Here is a 20980-nt window from a genome sequence, read left to right as displayed (position 1 = left end):
GAGAAGATTGATTGTCAGTATTTATACCTTTCTGATTGAAAAGTGACAACCATCACGCAACGGAAAATTAAAAAAAACCTCCGCGAAGCGAAGGTTTTTTATGAAAAGTAAATTTAGAAGTTGGCGCTACGTGGGGTACGTGGGAATGGGATCACATCACGGACATTACCCATGCCTGTCACATAAGAGACCAAACGCTCAAAGCCTAGACCAAATCCTGCATGAGGAACGGTGCCATAGCGGCGTAAATCACGGTACCAGCTCATGTGCTCCGGATCGATGCCCATTTCAATCATGCGCGCATCCAATACATCTAAACGTTCTTCACGCTGTGAACCGCCGATGATTTCACCAATTCCTGGTGCTAATACGTCCATAGCGGCAACGGTTTTACCGTCTTCGTTAAGACGCATATAAAACGCTTTGATGTCTTTTGGATAGTTTTTAACGATCACTGGTGCTTTGAAGTGCTCTTCAGCAAGATAACGCTCATGCTCTGAAGACAGATCGATACCCCATTCCACATCAAATTCAAACTTGCGACCAGAATCAAGTAGAATTTGAATCGCATCGGTATAGTCAACTTGTGCAAAATCTGATTGAACGAACTGTTCTAAACGAGTAATCGCGTCTTTATCGATGCGAGAAGCAAAGAATTCAAGGTCGTCACGACGTTCAGTCAGTACGGCATTAAACACGTACTTGAGCATGTCTTCAGCTAACTTAGCTACATCGTTTAAATCGGCAAAGGCAACCTCAGGTTCAACCATCCAAAACTCAGCTAAATGGCGACTAGTATTAGAGTTTTCTGCACGGAAGGTCGGGCCAAAAGTATAAACCTTGCTCAGTGCACAAGCGTAAGCTTCAGCGTTTAACTGACCCGAAACGGTGAGAAAGGTCTCTTTGCCGAAGAAGTCTTCGTTAAAGTCAATATCGCCGTTGTCTTTATGCGGTAGGTTGGTTAAATCTAAGGTTGATACACGGAACATTTCACCAGCACCTTCAGCATCGGATGCCGTGATCAGTGGGGCAGAAACCCAGAAATAACCTTGTTCATGATAAAAACGGTGGATCGCTTGAGACAAGCAGTTACGAACACGAGCGACTGCACCAATCACGTTAGTACGTGGACGAAGGTGAGCGACTTCACGTAAATACTCAATAGAATGACGTGTTTTGGCCATTGGATAGGTTTCTGCATCTTCAACCCAACCGACAACTTTAAGGCCAGTGGCAGCGAGTTCGAAATCTTGACCGCTGGCTGGGGATTCAACAACGGTGCCTGTAATTTCTACAGAACATCCGGTGGTGAGTTTCAAAACTTCATCTTGATAATTATTGAGTGAATTCGGGACCACGGCCTGAATCGGGTCGAAACAAGAGCCGTCATATAAGGCAAGGAAAGAGATTCCAGCTTTGGAATCGCGACGTGTACGGATCCAGCCACGAACAGTAACTTCACTGTTTACTGCAAGCTTGCCGCTTAATACGTCTTTTACAGGCGCGTAAGTCATGGTTAATATCGTCTCCATTGAGGTAAAAACTCAACCCAAAGTGCTGACTGCTTCCTAGAACGACTTGAAGTTACGATAACGTGTGAGTCGTTAGCGTTTTTTAGACAGATACGGTTACCGTATTCAAACAAGTTGAAGGAAAAAAGCGAAACATTAGGTTGGCTAAAATTCTACAAATTCAATGGCACATATTACCTGTCAATTTGTCCGCATCAACCTTTAATATGCTCTGATTGTTGATTTCTTATTCGAAAGGCTAAATTGATGGAATAAATGCGCTCTTCTGATCGTAAAAGCGAGGCTTATTCATCATACGAGCAAGTGGTTTAGAAAGATGAGTTGCGGGTTTTCGGTTGCCGAGGTTACTTGATTTGGCTTGTTTCAGTTGACAAGATTCCGTAGTATGACGGCTCTTTTTTTAAGCCTGAGTTGTACGATGAAAACCGAAATTTATAAAGAGTTCATGTTTGAAGCTGCCCACCATTTACCTCATGTGCCTGAAGGACATAAATGTGGTCGTTTACATGGGCACTCTTTTTTAGTTCGTCTTTATGTCGCTGGAGAAGTCGATGCTCATACTGGTTGGCTGATTGATTTTGCAGAGATCAAGGCGGCGTTTCAACCGATTTATGATCGTTTGGATCATTATTATTTAAATGATATTGAAGGATTAGAAAACCCAACCAGCGAAGTGTTAGCAAAATGGATTTGGCAACAACTTAAACCAAGCTTACCGTTACTCAGCAAGGTTGAAATTAAAGAGACCTGCACCGCCGGGTGTGTCTATACTGGGTGATTTTTAGCCAAGCTATGCTGTTAGCTTGGCTAAAGGGTCTAACTCTCTTCGTCTGTAAGGATCATCTGTCCCCCTAGGCTTCGATAAAGGGTGCTTAGGGTTACTCGTTGATGATAGTCGTTTTCCAGTAAAGCGGCCCGTGCATTACGCTCGTTTTCTTGGGCATCTAGTAGCGTCTTAATTTCTATAGCCCCATGCTGATATTGGCTTTGATAGATACGCATTGCTTCAGCGGCGCTTTGCCATTGCTGAACTAATTTTTCAGCTTGGTACTGATAATTTTCTCGGGCGGATAAGGCATTATCGACATCCTGAAAAGCGGCATACAAGGTTTTACGGTAGTTGATGATGGCCGATTCATACTGCACTTGTGCGATATCTCGCTTTAGCTGCATTTCATTCCAATTTAAAAATGGCAAAGTTAAGTCAGCGCCTAAAGTGCCGATAGGATCGCTCAATAGTTTTTTTAGTTCCGTCGATGATCCACCTAATGCTCCAGTCAGAGTGAGCGCAGGGAAATAACTGCGGCGAGTGCTTTCCTTGGCAGCCAGAAAAGCTTGAAGTTGATACAAGGCTTGTTTGACATCGGGTCTACGTGCCAAAACTTCTGCGGGTATGCCTGCAGATATAGCAGGCAAGGCTTGAGCGGGTTGTTGATCAATTTCAATAGCGGCTTGATCTGGATCTTGCTCAAACAAAATAGCTAAGGCATTACTGGCTTGTCGATATTGTTGCTGGTAATCGCGGTGTGCAGCTTCCAATCCAGCCAGTGACCGTTTGGTTTCTAATACGGTCAAGCGTGAGGTTGCGCCATGAGTATATTGACTTTGAGCAAGATTAAAGTTTTGGATGGCGTTATCAATATCTTGCTGACTTAAACGAATTCGTTGTTTTAAATAGCCTATTTGCCAATAGAGTTGGGCGGTAGTTGCCACTAAACTTTGTGCGGTTGCTTCTCGCTCTTGTTGCGTCGCGAGGGCTTTCCATTGACTTTCATCAATCGTCGCTGAAAGCTTGCCCCATAAATCCACTTCATAACTGACGCTAATTTTAGCCTGATAGTTGTTAGACATGTCGCCATGGTTGAGATCTTTTGAACGGCTGCCGGATATCCCAGCGGCGAGATCGGGAACTCTTTGATCTCTGTCTAGATTGGCATTCAAACGAGCTTGTTTTAAAGTGAGTGTCGCTAATGCAAGGTCGTGGTTGGTGGACAGGACGCGCTCAACTAACAAATCAAGATTAGGATCTTGAAAGTTTTTCCACCACTGGCTTTCCCACACCGTATTGGTTTCTTGTTGAGGCGAATGCCAGTCATTCGCAATAAAAACAGAAGGCTCTACAAGATCATAGTGAGCGGAACAACCAAGCAGTAGCAACATGGATAAAGCTAAGCTGGAATATTGAGTTGCAGGTAACATGTTTACTCCCGGGCAAGCGCATCAATCGGATTTAGCTGAGCGGCATTTTTCGCAGGAAGATAGCCAAATAGAACACCGATTAATGTTGAGCATAAAAAGGCAGAGACGATTGAGGCGGTAGAATAGATCAAGGTAAAACTACTACCGAATGAGGAAAAACCGACGCCGATTAAAAAGGCGAGGGCAATTCCGATGATCCCACCACACAAACAAACAAGTACCGCTTCGATAAGAAACTGACGCAAAATATCGTTCTGCCTTGCACCAACAGCCATACGTACGCCGATTTCTCGGGTACGTTCGGTGACCGAAACCAGCATAATATTCATTACGCCAATCCCCCCGACAATTAATGAAATAACGGCGATGGCGGAGATGAGTAAGGTCATGGTTGCGGTTGTTTTTTGAATATTTTGTTGAATGGTGTCGGTATTAATCGTAAAGAAATCTTTAGTACCATGACGCATGGTTAATAAAGAGACAATCGCTTGCTCTGCCGCATCACTAGGAATGTTGTCATCAAGACGTACAGTGATTCGATTAAGATGGCTTTGACGCATCATTCGTGCATTAATCGTACTGTAAGGAACCCATATATTGAGAGCGTCGTTATTGCCAAATGCACTCTCTTTCGCCGCAGTCACGCCAATAATTCGGATGGGGAGCTTACCTGCAAAAATGACTTTACCGATGGGATTCTCATCAGCAAAAAGAGCTGTTAATGTATTGTGATCGATGACAGCTTCTTGGGCCAAGTTATCCACACTGGTTTGATCCCAATATTGCCCTTTGGCGAGTTCATAGCCACGGACTCGGAAAAAATCAGGCCCAACTCCTTGTATGGAAGCGGTGACCGATTGATTACTAAATTTGATGGTCGCGGAACTATTGACGGTAGGGGTGACGCTATCAATAAACGGCAGTGATTGCAGCGCTTGGGCATCTTCTGCGGTTAACGTTCGAATTCGCCCTGAACGCCGATCGCCAAAGCCAGATCCGGGCATAATATCAATCGTATTGGTGCCCATGGCGGCAATACTTTCTAAAATCGACTTTTGTGAGCCATTACCGAGAGCCACCACGGAAACCACTGAAGCAATCCCAATGATGATGCCGAGCATAGTCAAGAAGGTTCTTAATCGATGGTTTGACATCGCTAACAGTGCCATTTTTAACGCTTCCCAACAATTGTCGAGCCACCTTTTGTTACGACCGACAGTTGAGGTTTTGAGTAGCGGAGTATGATGGGCAAGGGCATGTGGCTGAAGTGCCGTGTCACTGGTCGAGTGGTTGATACGATCACTGAGAATTTCACCATCTTTGATCTCTATAATGCGGTCTGCATACTGAGCTACATGCATATCGTGGGTGACGATAATGATGGTGTGCCCAAGGCTATGAAGCTCTTGCAGCAGTTGCATCATTTCTGAACCACTTTTACTGTCCAGTGCGCCCGTCGGCTCATCGGCAAGAATGACATCGCCGCCATTAACGAGGGCTCGAGCCACAGAAACACGTTGTTGCTGACCGCCGCTTAGTTGGTTGGGCTTATGATCCAGTCGTTCGGCTAGTCCTAATCGTTCAAGCAGTTTGCGTGCTCGTTCATGGCGAGTCTGTTTATCGTAACCAGCATAAATAGCTGGGATTTCGACATTTCCTAAGGCGTCTAAATCCCCTAATAGGTGGTAGCGTTGAAAGATAAACCCGAAATATTCACGGCGTAGCTCAGCCAGTTGATCAGAATTCAGTTGTGAGGTGTTTTGTCCATTCACCCAATATTCACCACAACTTGGGGTATCTAAGCAACCTAAGATATTCATTAAAGTCGATTTACCTGAACCAGAAGCGCCAACTATGGCAACCATTTCACCTCGTTCGATAGTTAGATCGATCTCTTTTAAGACAGTGAGCGTTTCATCGCCAGAAGTAAAGTGGCGAGAAACATTGACTATGTTTAATAAAACCTCTGACATTAGAAACGCATCCCTGGTGGACTCATACGACGGCTCGTGTTGTTATTGAGTGTATTTGGCATGCCTAAAATCAGTGTGTCGCCTTCATTAAGTCCCTCAAGAATTTCTACATTGACTTTATTATTGAGGCCGATTTTGACATCACGAAATACAGCTTGATCATTTTCTAATACAGGAACTTGATAGCGAGGTTTTGGTCCTGGTTGTTTGATCAGCACTTGAGCGGGGATCAATAGTGCATTTTCTGAGCGGTGTAAAACAATGGTGACTTGAGCTGTCATACCGATGCGCAATAGTCCATCTGGGTTATCCACATCAAACAAACCATGATAGTAAATGGCCTCATCATTACTGATTGAAAGATTACTGTCATTACCAGTCATTAATGTTGGGCCGGGTTCAATAGCACGCAATGTACTGGAGTAACGTTTATTCGGTTGACCTAGAATAGTGAAATAGATGGGCAGTCCCGGAGTGACTTTAATGATGTCGGCTTCGGATATTTGAGCTTTTACAGTCATGGTATCGAGTACTGCTAGTTCAATAATTGTCGGGGTGGTTTGATTGGCATTAACGGTTTGACCTTCTTCAACGGCACTGTAAACCACCGTCCCATCCATCGGCGCTCGGATGGTGGTGTAATTGAGATCGAGGTTGGCGCTATCAACACTAATTTTTGCTTGTTCTTGCTGTGCTGCTAGTTGTTTCAGTTCTGCAATATGCACAGCCAGTGATGCCTGAGCAGCTTCGTAATCCGCTTGTGAGCTAGCGTTTTCTGCCAGCATGGCTTTTTGTCGGTTAAACTCAGCTTGAGCTTGACGAATCAATGCCTGTTTGGCTTGGTATTGGGCATTTAAACTGTTCAATGATGCTTGGGCTTCTTTGAGTTTATTCTGTTGGGCCAAATTATCGATTTGAGCCACTAAATCACCTTGTCGAATAGTGTCCCCTAAATTGACCGCTAGTGTCTCAATTTGACCTGATACTTGCGCACCAACCGCCACCAGTTTTGAGGCTTGTAGCATGCCGGTAGCAAGGACGGTTTCTTCGATGTTGCCGCGCTGAACGGTGTCGGTAACGTAGGTTGTCGCATTTTTTTGGGGATACAAGATATAACCCACTGCGATAAGAATAAGAATGACGATCAAAAACGTAAGCGTCGTTTTTTTAGTAATAGAGAATGACATGGTAAAAATGAACCAGCATATAAAAGAGAATGATTATCACCATTTATAACGTTATCTGGAGATAAAACAAGCGGCGGTTAGGTAAAGCTAAGTAAAGCTAAGTAAAGGTGGAGAAAGGGAAAATAAAAAGCCTGATGAAGTATCAGGCTTGGGAAGATCAATCGTTGAGGAAGATTAACAGATCACTTTAACCGCTAATCCACCTTGGGAGGTTTCGCGATATTTAGCATTCATATCTTTACCTGTTTCAAGCATTGTTTCGATCACTTTGTCTAAAGAGACACGGGGAGCCGATGAACGACGCATCGCCATACGAGTGGAGTTAATTGCTTTCACGGCGGCAATCCCGTTACGTTCGATACAAGGTACTTGCACTTGTCCTGCAACTGGGTCGCAGGTAAGACCTAGATTATGCTCCATAGCAATCTCTGCAGCCATACACACTTGCTCAGGACTGCCCCCGAGTAGCTCTGCTAAACCCGCAGCGGCCATTGAGCATGCTACCCCGACTTCGCCTTGGCAACCGACTTCAGCTCCTGAGATAGAAGCATTACGCTTGTACAAACCACCAATCGCACCTGAGGTAGCAAAGTAACGAATGTAGTCTTTCTCGGTTACGGTTTGGATAAATTTGTCATAGTAGGCTAAGACCGCAGGAATAATGCCACAAGCACCATTGGTGGGTGCGGTTACCACGCGACCGCCTGCTGCGTTTTCTTCGTTAACCGCAAAAGCATACATATTAACCCAATCGACAACGGCCATCGGATCATTAGTCGTTTTTTCAGAAGTTAGCAGTTGTTGGCGAAGTGCAGCGGCACGGCGGGGAACACGCAAAGGCCCCGGTAAAATGCCTTCAGTATTCAGACCACGTTCCATACATTCACGCATGGTGCGCCAGATATTAGCGAAATAAGTACGAACTTCTTCGTCTGAATGAAGAGTTTTTTCATTGGCCATCACTAGAGTACTAATAGAAAGGCCGTGCTCTTGGCACTGAGCAAGAAGTTGTTCGGCACTCGTGAATGGATAGGGAACTTGGACTGGAGATTCAATCTCTTTACCAAAGTTTTCTTCATCGACAATAAAGCCGCCACCAATAGAGTAGTAGGTCTTTGAGTAGACAGGACTGTCATCAATCCAAGCGTGAATTTGCATACCATTTTCATGCAATGACAAATTGCTTTTATGGAAGTTCATGCCACCTTCACGAGGAAAATCAACGGTATGGCAGTGCATGCCAACAGGAAGGCGCTCCGTTTCAGTAACGCGAGTAATAAAACTTGGAATCGCATCGATATCGACTTTTTCTGGAGTATTACCCGCTAAGCCCATAATGATGGCGATATCTGTGTGGTGACCTTTCCCTGTCAGTGATAATGATCCATAAACATCCACGGTAATTTTAGTGATGTCGCGCAATTTTCCCATTGCTCGTAAATCATCAATAAATTGTTTACCCGCTTTCATTGGGCCAACCGTGTGTGAGCTTGACGGTCCGACACCAATTTTATAGATATCAAATACACTAATCATATTGATTGCCTCAAAAGTAAGCCCCCCTTGATTAAGGGAGGCTTTTTATTGTTATATTTTACCTGACTAGCTTGATGTTACCGCGTGGTTGATCACGCTATTCTTCAAGCTTCAGGTATCTTTTCACTCATACGCTGATGCAGAGATTAAAGAGCGCCGTAGATTACAGAACTAATCGCGGCAAAACCACAAATAACTGTGAATATTTGTACTGGTAGTGTTGTTTTATACTTCGCCATTGCTGGTACTTTTTGCATCGCAAAAACAGGTAAAATGAATAGGATAGCAGCAATCATTGGTGCACCCATAGTTTCAATCATACCCAAGATACTAGGGTTAACAATAGCGACAATCCAAGTAGTAAGGACGATAAACAGGAGCGAGATTTTATCGATTTTACCCACAGACATTTGACTGCGTGATTTAACTAAACCGACTAAACCTTCATGAGCACCTAAGAAGTGACCAAAGTAGCTTGAAGTGATTGCTGCAAGTGCCACGATAGGACCAAGATAAGAAATCAGTGGTGATTCATGCACATTGGCTATGTATGAAAGCACACTGATGTTTTGCTCTTGCGCCATAGTTAACTGTTCTGGTGTTAAAGACAGTACCACAGAGAAGACGAAAAACATCACAAATCCCATTAACATCATTGCTGCACCAGCAGTGATCATATCGGTTTTCACGACCGCATGCTCACCGTGCTCTTGACGTTGTGATTTGGTAAATTGGCTGATGATTGGACTGTGGTTAAAAGAGAACACGATGATAGGAATGGCTAACCAGACAATCACTGGAACGGTTGACCAATCTGGAGAGGTTTCGATCATTGAAGTGTTCCAATCCGGGATAAGGAACACAGACAAAGCCAATAGAATAAATACCAGAGGATAAACCATCGCTGAGGTCGCTTTAAGCATTAATTCTTTACCAAAAACAACACCAGCAGTCATTAATGAAATTAGCGCGCCAGAGAGTAACCAGCGAGGAATGGATTCCATACCAAATTGGTGCACAAGGAAAGAGTCGACGGTATTCGTAATCCCGACTCCGTAGATAAGAACGATAGGGTAGATGGCGAAAAAGTAAGCAAAAGTGATAAGGTTGGCGCCAGTTTTACCAAAGTGTTCTTCGACGGTATCGGTGATGTCAGAGTCAGTTTTACTCGCAGAAAGAACGAAACGAGCCAGTCCTTTATGAGCAAACCAAGTCATTGGTGCTGCAATCAGTGCAAGAATGACCAGCGGCCAAAAACCACCCGCACCGGCTTTGATGGGTAGAAAAAGAACGCCAGCACCGACGGCGGTACCGAAAAGGGAAAGCGACCATACAAAATCTTTATAGGTCCACTTGCCAGTGGATTGTGTCGCTGATGTAACCGTTGTGGTTGTATTCATGTTTAATTTACTCATTTTGGGAACAGGAAATAAGTCGGGCGCAATTTTGCAGGTTTTTTTACAATAAAAAATAGATCTAAATCATGAATTGTCTGCGCCTATTGAATGATATGTCAAAAACCCCTGATTGATCACGAAAAAACTGTGCCACATGTGGAAATTGTTAATGGTTGGGTTGGTTAAGGTTATTTGAAGGTGTCATTTTATGATAACAACGTAAAGCAAACGATTGCTTTGGTGGTTGAAATAATGGATAGATGACAAAATGTGTACGTAAATTAATCATTTCAAAGGTTATCTATCACTATTAATGTGTTTTTGCAGTGCTTGGATGATTTGTGCAGTCATACCCCATATAAAATGATGTTTATATGGTAAGGCGAAGACTTTATGCAGGGAGTTTTTTATTAAAAAGGTATTACTGAGTAAATGTTTTTGATCGAAAAGATAAGCGGCTGGAACCTCGAAGACTTCTTCGACTTCGTTAGTATCAATGGACATTTCATAACGGGGATCAATGAATGCAATCACTGGAGTTACCGCAAACTGACTGATCGTCACCAGTTCTGGTAACTGGCCGAGGATCTTAATGTATTTAGCTTCTAATCCGATCTCTTCGTGCGCTTCTCTTTTGGCCGTTTGATAAAGAGTACCATCACTGGCTTCATATTTTCCGCCTGGGAAGCTAATTTGTCCTGGATGGTGCTTAAGATGGGCGGCGCGTTTGGTTAAAACAACACTGAGGCCTTGTGGTCGTTCGACAAAGCCGACTAACACGGAGGCCTTTCTTAATGAGGCTGACTGCAAATGAGCTGCGCGGTTGAGTGACTGGGCATGGTAACCAACGGGGGTTTTGAGTAAAAAATCTTGCATCAGTTGTTGTTTACTGATCATGCCTCGTTCTCCTGCGATAAAAAGCGCGCGACGGAGTCATGCGCTCAGATCGATTAACTTACGTCATGTTGATTAGCTTTGCTACTCGAAGCTACGCAAAGTGGGCTGCTTTATCTGTGTTGAACGGCGATCATCGACCAGCAGATTAACTGCAGCGCCAAGCTATTTGAGTATTTATTTTATAAATTTAGCCTATTGTTCAAGAATTGGCAGGATCCGGCTGAGTTTATCTAACGTTTCTTGATATTCAGCTTGCCATTGGCTATCGGCGACGATACCGCCACCAGCCCAAGCGTAAATCTTCTGCTGATGGGTAACCAAGGTCCGGATGGTTATACTGGTGTCCATTTTACCATGACGACTGATATAACCAATTGAACCGCAATAAGCACTGCGCCGATGTGGTTCCAATTCTTCAATGATCTGCATCGCCCTGACTTTCGGTGCGCCAGTAATCGATCCTCCGGGAAAGCTTGCGCGCAGTAAGTCAGTGACTTGATATTGCTCATCAAGCTGGGCACGAATGGTGCTGACCAAATGGTGTACTGCAGGAAAACTCTCGATTTCAAAGAGCTTAGGTACGTGAACACTGCCAGGTTTAGCGACTCGGCCAATATCATTACGCAGCAGATCGACAATCATTAAATTCTCAGCTTGATCTTTGGCGGCTTGCGCGAGTTCATTAGCTTGTGCTTTATCGTGTCGGGGATCTTGATGACGTGGTCGAGTACCTTTAATTGGTTTGGTTTCAATGACTCGTTGATTCACTTGTAAAAAACGTTCAGGAGAGACACTGAGAATCGCGCCTTGTTCCAAGCGAATAAAAGCAGAGAAGGGAGCGAGATTGCTTTGTTCTAACCGCTGATAGGCAAGCCATTCACTGCCTTGATAATCCGCGCTAAAACGTTGCGCTAGATTAATTTGATAGCAATCGCCGGAGAGTAAGTACGCTTCGATTTGGTTAAATTTTTGATGATATTGTTGGGCGGTCATGTTCGATGACCAAGCACTGGTGAGCTGAAATGGTGGCTGAGAGAGAGGTTCGAACGAGGCAAACCAAGCCTGAGCTTGCTCAATATTGATGCCAGCCCAGCAAGCAGTTTGTTGTTGATGATCGACGATCAATGCCCACTCATAAAGCCCAATCGCCATATCCGGCATGGCAATATCGTGCTGCGCTTGCTCAGCTAATGACTCTATTCGACGGCCTAAATCATAGCCGAAATAGCCCAGCGCACCGCCAACAAAAGGCAACTCACTTTGATAAACCGCTGCTGGTAAATGGTGCGCTTGTAGTTCAGCCAGTAATGCAAAAGGATCTTTTTGTGACAATGTCACACCACTGGGTTGTTGGATTGTGGTATCATTACCAATCGTCACTAGGGTAGCTATCGGATTAGCGACCACAATATCAAAGCGGCTATCGATATGCTGAGTCGAGGCGGAACGAAGCATCATTGCCCAAGGAAGTTGCTCTACACGACTAAAAAGCTGCTGAGCGAGATCTTTTTGATAAGCGATGGGCTGCACTTGAATAAATTTTTTTTCTTTAACATTCATTTGTGTAATTTGTGACAATGGGTCACTTCACTGCGTAGCACATAAAGGAAAGCAAGAGTATCATAAAAGCCTGAAAGAAAGCTGTTTCTTGACGTAAGCGCTTAATTCAGTCGTTTGTTGCCCTTAGGCTTTACTGACTTTACCTTGTGCTTTCGGTTTCAGATTATGAACATATAACTATAATGAGGCATGCAATGACGGTAATTCGCCAACAAGATGTGATCAGCAGTGTCGCTGACGCATTACAATACATCTCTTACTATCATCCCCTTGATTTTGTCCAAGCGCTAGAACAAGCCTACCATCGTGAAGAGAGCCAAGCCGCTAAAGATGCGATTGCGCAAATCTTAATTAACTCACGTATGTCAGCAGAGGGGCATCGTCCCATTTGTCAAGATACAGGCATCGTGACTTGCTTTGTTAACATCGGTATGGCAGTCCAATGGGACTCAACCGATATGACTGTACAGCAGATGGTTGATGAGGGCGTTCGTCAAGCTTACACCAACCCAGATAACCCTTTACGAGCTTCTGTACTGATGGATCCCGCCGGTAAGCGGATTAACACTAAGGACAATACTCCAGCGGTGGTACACATTAATATGGTGCCGGGCGATAAAGTAGAAATACAAATTGCTGCCAAAGGCGGCGGTAGTGAAAATAAAACCAAAATGGCGATGCTTAACCCTTCTGATGATATTGCAGAGTGGGTGGAGAAAACGCTACCGACCATGGGAGCTGGTTGGTGCCCTCCGGGCATGCTCGGCATTGGTATTGGTGGTACGGCAGAAAAAGCTGCAGTACTGGCTAAAGAGTCTTTAATGGAGCACATTGATATTCAAGAGCTGATTGCTCGTGGCCCACAAAATGCTGAAGAAGAGCTACGTTTGGATATCTTTAATCGAGTCAATAAACTTGGTATTGGCGCGCAGGGTCTAGGCGGTTTAACCACCGTGGTGGATGTGAAAATTAAATCGGCACCAACCCACGCGGCTTCTAAGCCAGTGTGCTTGATTCCTAACTGCGCGGCAACTCGTCATGTGCATTTTACATTAGATGGTAGCGGTCCTGCAGAGCTAACACCACCTAAGCTTGAAGATTGGCCACAAATTACTTGGCAAGCGGGCGCGAATACACGCCGAGTGAATTTAGATACGGTGACCCGTGAAGAGACTCAGCAATGGAAAACCGGTGAAACCGTATTGCTGTCGGGTAAAATTTTAACTGGACGTGATGCGGCGCATAAACGCCTACAAACCATGCTTCAAAACGGAGAGAAACTTCCTGAGGGCGTTGATTTAAGGGATAAGTTTATCTACTACGTTGGCCCTGTTGATGCGGTGGGCGATGAAGTCGTAGGGCCAGCGGGACCGACAACGTCAACTCGCATGGATAAATTTACCGATATGATGCTTGAAGAGGTGGGTGTGATGGGCATGATAGGTAAAGCCGAACGCGGCTCTGCGACCGTTGAATCCATTAAGAAGAATAAAGCGGTTTATTTAATGGCGGTAGGCGGTGCGGCGTATCTTGTTGCTAAAGCGATTAAGAAAGCGCGCGTTGTCGCTTTTGAAGATCTCGGTATGGAAGCTATCTATGAGTTTGAAGTGGAAGATATGCCAGTGACGGTCGCCGTTGATTCGACCGGAGCCAACGCCCATCAGATTGGTCCGGATACATGGCGCGTCAAAATCGCTGAAGCCACTCAGCAGAGCTAAATAAATGTGTAAGCAAATTGAGCTTAAGTGACTATTAGGTGTAGCATAACGCTACACCTTTTCTTTATCTGGTCTATACATATCTTATTGTGACTATCGAGGAACAATCGCCATTGACAAACAGACTATTAGTGCGATTTAACCAAGTAGTTCAGGATGAGAAAGAACCGATAACCAGCATTGTTAATAGAATTTCAGAGGAGAAACCATGCCACGTTTTATTCGATTGCTACAAATCGTCGTTGCTATCGTATTAGCCGCGTTATTAAGTTATGACCTGATTTTTCATGGTCTTTCTATTTTTTACAGTAAATATGTTATTACTAGTTGTGTTCTGTTTGTTTTGCTACAAATAAGCTTATTTGTTATTTACAAACTGATTGAAGACGATTAATTATCTTGACCTAAAATGGCAACATTTACTGAGGATACCCACGAGCTATGCAGCGAATCAGTCAAGAGGTGAGTGCACTTCTGCACCGAGGTTTAGACGCCCATGTTCGTCTAGCTGTCACCGGTTTATCGCGAGCAGGTAAAACCGCGTTCATTAGTTCGTTAGTGAATCAACTGCTGCATACGGCCACGCATGATCAGTTACCTTTGTTGGCAGCGGCGCGAGATAAACGGATTATTGGTGCCAAGCGTATCCCACAAAGTAATCTTATGGTGCCTCGTTTCAGTTATGACCAAGCCATGGAGCAACTCCATGCTGATCCGCCTGACTGGCCAGTACCCACCCGTGATGTCAGTGAAATTCGTTTAGCGATTAAATATCGACCACACAAACGCAGTAAAAAACTACTGGGTAGTACAGCAACACTGTATCTGGATATTATTGATTACCCTGGTGAATGGTTGTTGGATTTGCCATTACTGAGTATGGATTTTTATACTTGGTCTACTCAGCAATTTAATGCGCTACATGGTCAACGGGCAGAATTAGCGAAACCTTGGTTAAATGCATTGGATAAGCTTAATCTCGATCAGGAAGCCAATGAAGCACGATTAGCCGATGTTGCCGCGCTCTATACCGATTACCTTCATCAATGTAAAGAGCAAGGGTTACATTGGGTTCAACCAGGACGTTTTGTATTACCGGGAGAACTCGTCGGAGCGCCGGTATTGCAGTTTTTCCCTTGTCGTGTGGTTGATCCTGAGAAGAAACCTACGAAAAATTCAATGTTGAGCCTGCTACTCGCTCGTTATCAAGAGTATCAAAATAAGGTAGTTAAAGTGTTTTATAAACAACATTTTGCCACCTTTGATCGACAGATTGTATTGGTTGATTGCCTATCGCCGTTAAATGCTGGTCATGAAGCATTTTTGGATATGCGTTGTGCACTAGAACAGATTATGCACAGCTTTCGTTATGGCCGAACTGGGTTACTCCGTCGCTTATTGGCGCCTAAGATTGATAAAGTACTTTTTGCGGCAACCAAAGCTGATCATGTAACGCCCGATCAGCATCCGAATATGGTGTCATTGCTGCAGCAGATGATTCATCCGGCTTGGCAACATGCCGCTTACGAAAATATTGAAATGCGTTGCATCAGCCTTGCGTCGATTCGAGCGACTCAATCGGGTTATGTTGAGAATCATCATCAAAAAATTGCGGCTATTCAAGGGGTGGATATACAAGGACAACCGATCACTCTATACCCCGGAGATGTCCCTAAAAAGCTGCCTCATCCTGACTATTGGCAGCAGCATCAGTTTAAGTTTATTGCTTTTCGTCCTATGCCGAGTCTCGACGATCAACCTTGTCAGCACATTCGGATGGATAAAGCGTTAGATATCTTGATTGGGGATAAATTGACATGACAGAGTTAAAAGATCAGCAAATATTCCATCAACCACTTAAGCAAACTGAAACGGAACAAACTTTAACCGAGTCAAAGACATTCAGTGATCCGCAGAAGTTTATTACTGAAGCGAGTACGGAGCCAGAAACTAAATTAGAGGCTCAGCTTGAAAAAGTCATTCGCCCAAAGCGGAAGAAAAAATGGTTGATCGTCAGTTTATTGGTGGTTTTTTCTACCTTACTCGGTTGGCAAGCAATAGAGAGCATTTATACCGCGTTCCAAGCGGCTAACTGGCTTGATCTGGCTTGGGTTATTTTGTTGACGCTTTTAGCGAGTTTGGGTATTGGGCGCTTAGTGCAAGAGTTGTGGACATTGCGCCGTTTACGTCAGCATTTTTCCATCCAAGAGCAAGCTGAACAATTGATTCAGCAAGATGGGCTAGGGCAAGGACAAGCTTTTTGTACGATGCTAGCCAATAAAAGTCACACTAATTTGCATAGCAGCACTTATCAACGCTGGTTGAAGAGTATTGATAATAGTCACAGCGATGCTGAAATTATTGAATTGTACGATGCGATGGTGGTCAATGAACAAGATACACAGGCCACTCAAATCGTCTCACGCTACGCCACTGAAGCTGCCGTATTGGTGGCGATCAGTCCTTTAGCCTTGGTGGATATGTTATTGATCGCTTGGCGTAATTTTACGATGATTGATCGTTTAGCGGATGTCTATGGCATTGAGCTTGGTTACTGGTCTCGTTTACAGCTGTTTAAAGCCGTATTGGTTAATATGGCCGTGGCAGGAGCGAGTGAGTTGGCGATTGATGCCAGTATGGATTTGTTATCGATGGATCTGACTAAGAAACTGTCTGCTCGGGCAGGGCAAGGGCTTGGTGTTGGTTTGTTAACCGCTCGTTTAGGCCTAAAAGCCATTGCGCTACTTAGGCCATTACCGTGGCAAAAGAATCGAGTGGTTAAGTTGAGTGCAATACGTAAACAAATCGTGGCAAAAATTACTGCTTTGGTCAGTCAATAATCCGATTAACGTCGTCAACACCACTGTCGCTTCAAGTAGGAAGAATATAGTCGGAGTTTGTAGGAGCAACTCGAAGTATTTAACGAGAATGACTTGACGCTGTGCAAGGCTTGATAGAAACTACTGTCAACTTTTCGTGACACTTTCTGCTTAGGATAACATTCAGTGCGTCTAGAAGTCATTTGTGAAGATAGACTCGGCTTAACCCGAGAGCTTCTTGAAATCCTCGCTTCAAAAAAAATCGATTTACGAGGTATCGAGATTGATGTGATAGGCATTATTTATCTCAATTGCCCAGATATTGATTTTGATACTTTTAGTGAGTTAATGGCGGAAATTCGCCGTATTTCTGGCGTCAAAGATGTTCGTAAAATTCAGTTTATGCCGATGGAGCGTCATAATACTGAATTGATTTCCTTGCTCAATAACCTCCCTGATGCTGTATTAGCGATTGATCTAAAAGGCTTTGTTGATATGGCGAACCAAAGTGCTCTCGCGCTATTGAATAAACCTAGTCAAGAAGTGATTGGTAGCCAAATATCTCAATTGTTGCCATTGTTTAATTTTTCTCGTTGGGTTGATGGCAGTAAAGCGCCGATTCGTGAAGATGTTGTGATTGACGGCCTAGATTATACTATGGAAGTCATGCCTGTTTATATTGGCAACTCGCCCCATGAAGCCAGTTTGGCTAGCTCGATGATGATTTTGCGTTCCAAGGTTACGACGGTACAGGGACACGACCGATTATCTATCCATAATGCATTAGGCTTTGAGCATTTTGTCGGTGTTTCCAATCGTCATAAAGCTTTGATTAATCATGCTAAAAAATTAGCTATGCTCGATCAGCCGTTATTAATTGAAGGTGAAACAGGCACCGGAAAAGAGATGCTTGCCCGAGCTTGTCATCATCGCTCTCACCGCTCTACTGCTTCCTTTTTAGTGTTAAGTTGCGCCTCTATGCCAGATGATGTAGCAGAAACGGAGCTTTTTGGACATGCTCCGGGATCTTTTAATCATCAACAAGGGCATAAAGGGATTTTTGAACAAGCGAACGGTGGCACGGTCTTTTTAGATGAAATTGGCGAAATGAGCCCGCATCTACAGATCAAATTATTGCGTTTTTTACAAGACGGTACCTTTCGCCGAGTCGGTGAAGAGCATGAAATACATATCGATGTTCGAGTGATTGCTTCTACGCGCCATAATTTGGCCGAATTAGCCGATTCAGGTTCGTTCCGAGAAGATCTCTTCTATCGACTGAATGTATTAACCTTGCGTATTCCAGCACTGCGTGAACGACCAAGTGATATCCAGCCGCTTTTGGATCTTTTTGTTACCAAGCACTCCCATAAATTAGGCATGGCGAAGCCGGAGTACGCAGAAGCTTTAGTCGACCAGTTAATGCAATACCCGTGGCCGGGTAATATTCGTCAGTTAGATAATATGGTGCTACGCGCCTTAACCGAAATGGATGGTGATCAATTACAGGCCGATTATTTCCATTTGCCAGCGGTCGATAGCGGTGGTTTAGGGTTGTCTACGGTTAACCTCGATGGCTCGCTTGACGACATTATGAAAGACTATGAATCACAAATTCTAGATAAACTCTACCAGTCGTTTCCATCCAGTCGAAAACTTGCTAAGCGTTTGAATGTATCACATACCTCAATAGCCAATAAGCTACGTGATTATGGGATCAGGAAGCGTTAATGACTAAAACAAGAACGATAATGTTGATCAGTGATGGTGAGATTACTGTACGCACTGCTCAATTAGAGGATGCTGAAGGACTGGCTGATTATTTTGTGACTAATCATGATTATTTAAAACCGTGGGAGCCTCAACGCGAAGCGGCTTTTTTTGAGGTTACTGGTTGGCAGCAGAGATTAATTAAACTGGAAGAGTTGCATCGTTTAGCTCTCGGATATTATTGCTTAATCATTGATGTTAATAGCCAACAGATTGTTGGCACCATTTCGTTCAGTAACGTCACGCGTTTTCCTTTTTATGCTTGTCATGTTGGCTACTCGTTAGCCGAGTCGGCACAAGGGCGTTATATCATGACTCGGGCACTTCATATGGCCTGTGAATATTTGTTTAAGCAACAGAATATACATCGTATTATGGCCGCTTATATGCCAAGCAATCATCGAAGTGCAGCCGTTCTAGAGCGAGTTGGCTTTAGTCGAGAAGGATTAGCCAAAGATTACTTATTGATTAATGGCCAATGGCAAGATCATGTATTGGTTTCGTTGATCAATCCAAATTGGCAAGCCAATGTTTCAATCAGCGGATAGGATCATATGTTATCCGCCGTTTATGTCGCTATTCTCACTTTATTTATCGCCAGTACCATGCTGGTTTAACGTCTAAGGACATCTCATGTCGTATTTGCCTTTGGAACAGTATTCAAGAAAATGGATTTTCACGCATCAATCAATGCCCGTCCCCGAGGGTGATCAAGCACAGATAAAACCGATGAGCCCCTCACGCTCAGCTCAGTTTTGGAAAGAAAACATCAGTGCACAAAGTCCAGATGCTGAACGTTTTAGTTCGCAAGACTGGCCCAAAAAAGCCGCCAGTTGGCAGCAAGACATCTCATGGATGGAAGCATGGGAAAGTGATGATCCTGCTTTACCAGTAGCGATACTGGAACACATTGATTGGCAAGATGATGTGACGGTTTATTTTTGCTATGAGAAATACAATGTCATTGAAACCAAATGGTCGGTGTTTAAAAGCCATTGGAAGAACTTTTTATTCTATGATGATGGTCCAATCTTAATTGGTCGCCGTCGCGCACAAGCATTATGGTTTCAAACGAATGGCTCTGTGAAAATTGGTCAGCGTTTGTAGCTTCAAGTTGAGTTCTTTCTGACGATAAAAAGAGTGGTTGTACTAGCAAAAGCAATACAATCACTCTGTCCCTCTCTTAAAAAGTTACTGCGTCACTATCTTTCTGCGCTGCGCACTTAAAGTACTACCCATTGACGCGCTGATGATCAAAGCGATAGCGAACCACTGTGATAACGCTAGCCTTTCATCTAAAATCATCAATCCTGCCATGGCCGCGACGGCGGGTTCTAGACTCATTAATACACTAAAATGTTGGGTAGATAAGCGGCTTAACGCCATCATTTCCAAACTATAAGGCAATGCACTGGAGAGAATCGCTACGGTGATTGCCATTGGCAATATTGACCAAGTAAAGATCGTGGATGATGCGCTATAAGCGCCAATCGGAAAAATAAACAGCGCCGCTACGGTCATACCGATGGCCACGGTCATTCCACCAGAACCAACCGTACCTGCTCGCTGCCCAAACCAAATATATCCAGCCCAGCAGCCGCCAGCAGCCAATGCTAGCGCAACACCAATTGGATCAAGGGCATCGACTCCTCGCATATCGGGCAGTAATAACGCCATCCCCGATATTGCTAAAGCAACCCAAAGCAAATCAAGCTTACGTTTTGAAGAAAATAGTGCGAGAAGTAGTGGGCCGGTAAATTCTAAAGCCACACCAATCCCTAATGGAATACGTTCGATGGCAAAGTAAAATAAGATCTGCATTCCGCCTAAACTTGTACCGTAGATGATCATCGATCGCCACTGTGTAAGGCTTAACGATAATCGCCACGGGCGGAAAATGATCAATAAAATGCAAGCTGAGATACTCACGCGCAGGGCAACCGTTCCACCGGGACCGACGAGGGGAAACAGTTGTTTAGCAATTGAGGAGCCTGATTGTATAGCCATCATGGCGATCAGTAGGCAACCTACCGCAAAAAGAATGGGTGATTTCTGGGTCATATACTCTTTTACTTGAAGTGGGCAATCTAAAAGGTTTCCAGCGATATTTTCGACAGATAAGCCGTAATTACTGGAATTCACTGAAATAGCGTGAGGCGATCAAGGTCAACCTAAAGATGGATTATTCTGCCTGAAATAAAACAAATGGCAATGGTAACAGGATATGAATTTTCTTTTGCTACAAACGTCTAAACAATATTCGTAGGCAAGTTCTATCATAGTCGCTGAGCGTAATCGTCCCCTTATCGATAGAGATAAGGGGACTGATGGCGGAGTGAATTTAGAAGAGGATCATCCCCTCAAAGACTCAATAGCCTGACAAGTAGACGAG

The 20980-nt window shown here is 44.1% G+C and carries 17 protein-coding genes; 8 read left to right on the top strand and 9 right to left on the bottom strand.

Annotation, left to right across the window (positions count from 1 at the left end):
- Positions 1–113: 113 nt before the first annotated feature.
- Complete coding sequence (gene asnS / locus BSR11_RS05295; protein WP_072670034.1) at positions 114–1514, bottom strand: asparagine--tRNA ligase; 1401 nt, start codon at positions 1512–1514, stop codon at positions 114–116.
- Between the two features lie 436 nt (positions 1515–1950).
- Here asnS and queD point away from each other — a divergent pair, with 436 nt between their 5' ends.
- Positions 1951–2310 carry a 6-carboxytetrahydropterin synthase QueD gene (gene queD / locus BSR11_RS05290; protein WP_004395344.1) on the top strand — a complete coding sequence of 120 codons (360 nt, stop codon included), beginning with the start codon at positions 1951–1953 and terminating at the stop codon, positions 2308–2310.
- A gap of 38 nt (positions 2311–2348) precedes the next feature.
- On the opposite strand, the gene BSR11_RS05285 is transcribed toward queD, so the two are convergent.
- From BSR11_RS05285 to pabB, 7 genes are all read right to left on the bottom strand, one after another.
- On the bottom strand, positions 2349–3731 hold the full coding sequence (locus BSR11_RS05285) for an efflux transporter outer membrane subunit (protein WP_072669422.1): 1383 nt from the start codon (positions 3729–3731) through the stop codon (positions 2349–2351).
- Positions 3732–3733: 2 nt separating this feature from the next.
- Complete coding sequence (locus tag BSR11_RS05280) at positions 3734–5704, bottom strand: MacB family efflux pump subunit (RefSeq protein ID WP_072669421.1); 1971 nt, start codon at positions 5702–5704, stop codon at positions 3734–3736.
- The gene (locus tag BSR11_RS05275) at positions 5704–6891 is read right to left on the bottom strand and encodes an efflux RND transporter periplasmic adaptor subunit (RefSeq protein ID WP_072669420.1); all 1188 of its coding nucleotides are present in this window, start codon (positions 6889–6891) and stop codon (positions 5704–5706) included. The genes BSR11_RS05280 and BSR11_RS05275 overlap by 1 nt, the downstream gene beginning before the upstream one ends.
- A gap of 174 nt (positions 6892–7065) precedes the next feature.
- Positions 7066–8427 carry an L-serine ammonia-lyase gene (locus BSR11_RS05270; RefSeq protein WP_072669419.1) on the bottom strand — a complete coding sequence of 454 codons (1362 nt, stop codon included), beginning with the start codon at positions 8425–8427 and terminating at the stop codon, positions 7066–7068.
- 146 nt (positions 8428–8573) lie between these two features.
- On the bottom strand, positions 8574–9827 hold the full coding sequence (locus BSR11_RS05265; RefSeq protein WP_072669418.1) for an aromatic amino acid transport family protein: 1254 nt from the start codon (positions 9825–9827) through the stop codon (positions 8574–8576).
- A 294-nt stretch (positions 9828–10121) separates the two neighbouring features.
- On the bottom strand, positions 10122–10721 hold the full coding sequence (locus BSR11_RS05260; RefSeq protein ID WP_040904333.1) for a CoA pyrophosphatase: 600 nt from the start codon (positions 10719–10721) through the stop codon (positions 10122–10124).
- A 192-nt stretch (positions 10722–10913) separates the two neighbouring features.
- Positions 10914–12281: an aminodeoxychorismate synthase component 1 gene (gene pabB, locus BSR11_RS05255; protein WP_072669417.1), complete on the bottom strand. Its 1368-nt coding sequence runs from the start codon at positions 12279–12281 to the stop codon at positions 10914–10916.
- Positions 12282–12475: 194 nt separating this feature from the next.
- Here pabB and BSR11_RS05250 point away from each other — a divergent pair, with 194 nt between their 5' ends.
- From BSR11_RS05250 to BSR11_RS05220, 7 genes are all read left to right on the top strand, one after another.
- On the top strand, positions 12476–13999 hold the full coding sequence (locus tag BSR11_RS05250; RefSeq protein WP_072669416.1) for a fumarate hydratase: 1524 nt from the start codon (positions 12476–12478) through the stop codon (positions 13997–13999).
- A gap of 208 nt (positions 14000–14207) precedes the next feature.
- Positions 14208–14393, top strand: a complete 186-nt coding sequence (locus BSR11_RS05245; RefSeq protein ID WP_040904331.1) for a hypothetical protein — start codon at positions 14208–14210, stop codon at positions 14391–14393.
- A gap of 47 nt (positions 14394–14440) precedes the next feature.
- Positions 14441–15820: a YcjX family GTP-binding protein gene (locus tag BSR11_RS05240; RefSeq protein WP_072669415.1), complete on the top strand. Its 1380-nt coding sequence runs from the start codon at positions 14441–14443 to the stop codon at positions 15818–15820.
- On the top strand, positions 15817–16839 hold the full coding sequence (locus BSR11_RS05235; RefSeq protein ID WP_072669414.1) for a YcjF family protein: 1023 nt from the start codon (positions 15817–15819) through the stop codon (positions 16837–16839). Before BSR11_RS05240 ends, BSR11_RS05235 begins: the two co-directional genes overlap by 4 nt.
- 165 nt (positions 16840–17004) lie before the next feature.
- Complete coding sequence (gene tyrR / locus BSR11_RS05230) at positions 17005–18549, top strand: transcriptional regulator TyrR (protein WP_072669413.1); 1545 nt, start codon at positions 17005–17007, stop codon at positions 18547–18549.
- Complete coding sequence (rimJ, locus tag BSR11_RS05225; protein ID WP_072669412.1) at positions 18549–19136, top strand: ribosomal protein S5-alanine N-acetyltransferase; 588 nt, start codon at positions 18549–18551, stop codon at positions 19134–19136. The genes tyrR and rimJ overlap by 1 nt, the downstream gene beginning before the upstream one ends.
- A gap of 85 nt (positions 19137–19221) precedes the next feature.
- On the top strand, positions 19222–19695 hold the full coding sequence (locus BSR11_RS05220) for a DUF2947 domain-containing protein (RefSeq protein WP_072669411.1): 474 nt from the start codon (positions 19222–19224) through the stop codon (positions 19693–19695).
- A gap of 84 nt (positions 19696–19779) precedes the next feature.
- Here the strand turns inward: BSR11_RS05220 and BSR11_RS05215 are convergent, their stop codons facing one another.
- The gene (locus BSR11_RS05215; protein WP_072669410.1) at positions 19780–20649 is read right to left on the bottom strand and encodes an EamA family transporter; all 870 of its coding nucleotides are present in this window, start codon (positions 20647–20649) and stop codon (positions 19780–19782) included.
- Positions 20650–20980: the final 331 nt, after the last annotated feature.

Origin of the sequence: Vibrio injensis, assembly GCF_001895205.1 — a bacterium.
Taxonomy (GTDB): domain Bacteria; phylum Pseudomonadota; class Gammaproteobacteria; order Enterobacterales; family Vibrionaceae; genus Vibrio; species Vibrio injensis.
The sequence above is the reverse complement of the archived record's forward strand: the minus strand, read 5'-3'. Positions and strand labels throughout refer to the sequence as shown.

Coding starts and splice junctions, on each gene's coding strand:
- asnS (WP_072670034.1), bottom strand. CDS start 1,514: ATGACTTACGCGCCTGTAAAAGACGTATTAAGCGGCAAGCTTGCAGTA.
- queD (WP_004395344.1), top strand. CDS start 1,951: ATGAAAACCGAAATTTATAAAGAGTTCATGTTTGAAGCTGCCCACCAT.
- BSR11_RS05285 (WP_072669422.1), bottom strand. CDS start 3,731: ATGTTACCTGCAACTCAATATTCCAGCTTAGCTTTATCCATGTTGCTA.
- BSR11_RS05280 (WP_072669421.1), bottom strand. CDS start 5,704: ATGTCAGAGGTTTTATTAAACATAGTCAATGTTTCTCGCCACTTTACT.
- BSR11_RS05275 (WP_072669420.1), bottom strand. CDS start 6,891: ATGTCATTCTCTATTACTAAAAAAACGACGCTTACGTTTTTGATCGTC.
- BSR11_RS05270 (WP_072669419.1), bottom strand. CDS start 8,427: ATGATTAGTGTATTTGATATCTATAAAATTGGTGTCGGACCGTCAAGC.
- BSR11_RS05265 (WP_072669418.1), bottom strand. CDS start 9,827: ATGAATACAACCACAACGGTTACATCAGCGACACAATCCACTGGCAAG.
- BSR11_RS05260 (WP_040904333.1), bottom strand. CDS start 10,721: ATGATCAGTAAACAACAACTGATGCAAGATTTTTTACTCAAAACCCCC.
- pabB (WP_072669417.1), bottom strand. CDS start 12,281: ATGAATGTTAAAGAAAAAAAATTTATTCAAGTGCAGCCCATCGCTTAT.
- BSR11_RS05250 (WP_072669416.1), top strand. CDS start 12,476: ATGACGGTAATTCGCCAACAAGATGTGATCAGCAGTGTCGCTGACGCA.
- BSR11_RS05245 (WP_040904331.1), top strand. CDS start 14,208: ATGCCACGTTTTATTCGATTGCTACAAATCGTCGTTGCTATCGTATTA.
- BSR11_RS05240 (WP_072669415.1), top strand. CDS start 14,441: ATGCAGCGAATCAGTCAAGAGGTGAGTGCACTTCTGCACCGAGGTTTA.
- BSR11_RS05235 (WP_072669414.1), top strand. CDS start 15,817: ATGACAGAGTTAAAAGATCAGCAAATATTCCATCAACCACTTAAGCAA.
- rimJ (WP_072669412.1), top strand. CDS start 18,549: ATGACTAAAACAAGAACGATAATGTTGATCAGTGATGGTGAGATTACT.
- BSR11_RS05220 (WP_072669411.1), top strand. CDS start 19,222: ATGTCGTATTTGCCTTTGGAACAGTATTCAAGAAAATGGATTTTCACG.
- BSR11_RS05215 (WP_072669410.1), bottom strand. CDS start 20,649: ATGACCCAGAAATCACCCATTCTTTTTGCGGTAGGTTGCCTACTGATC.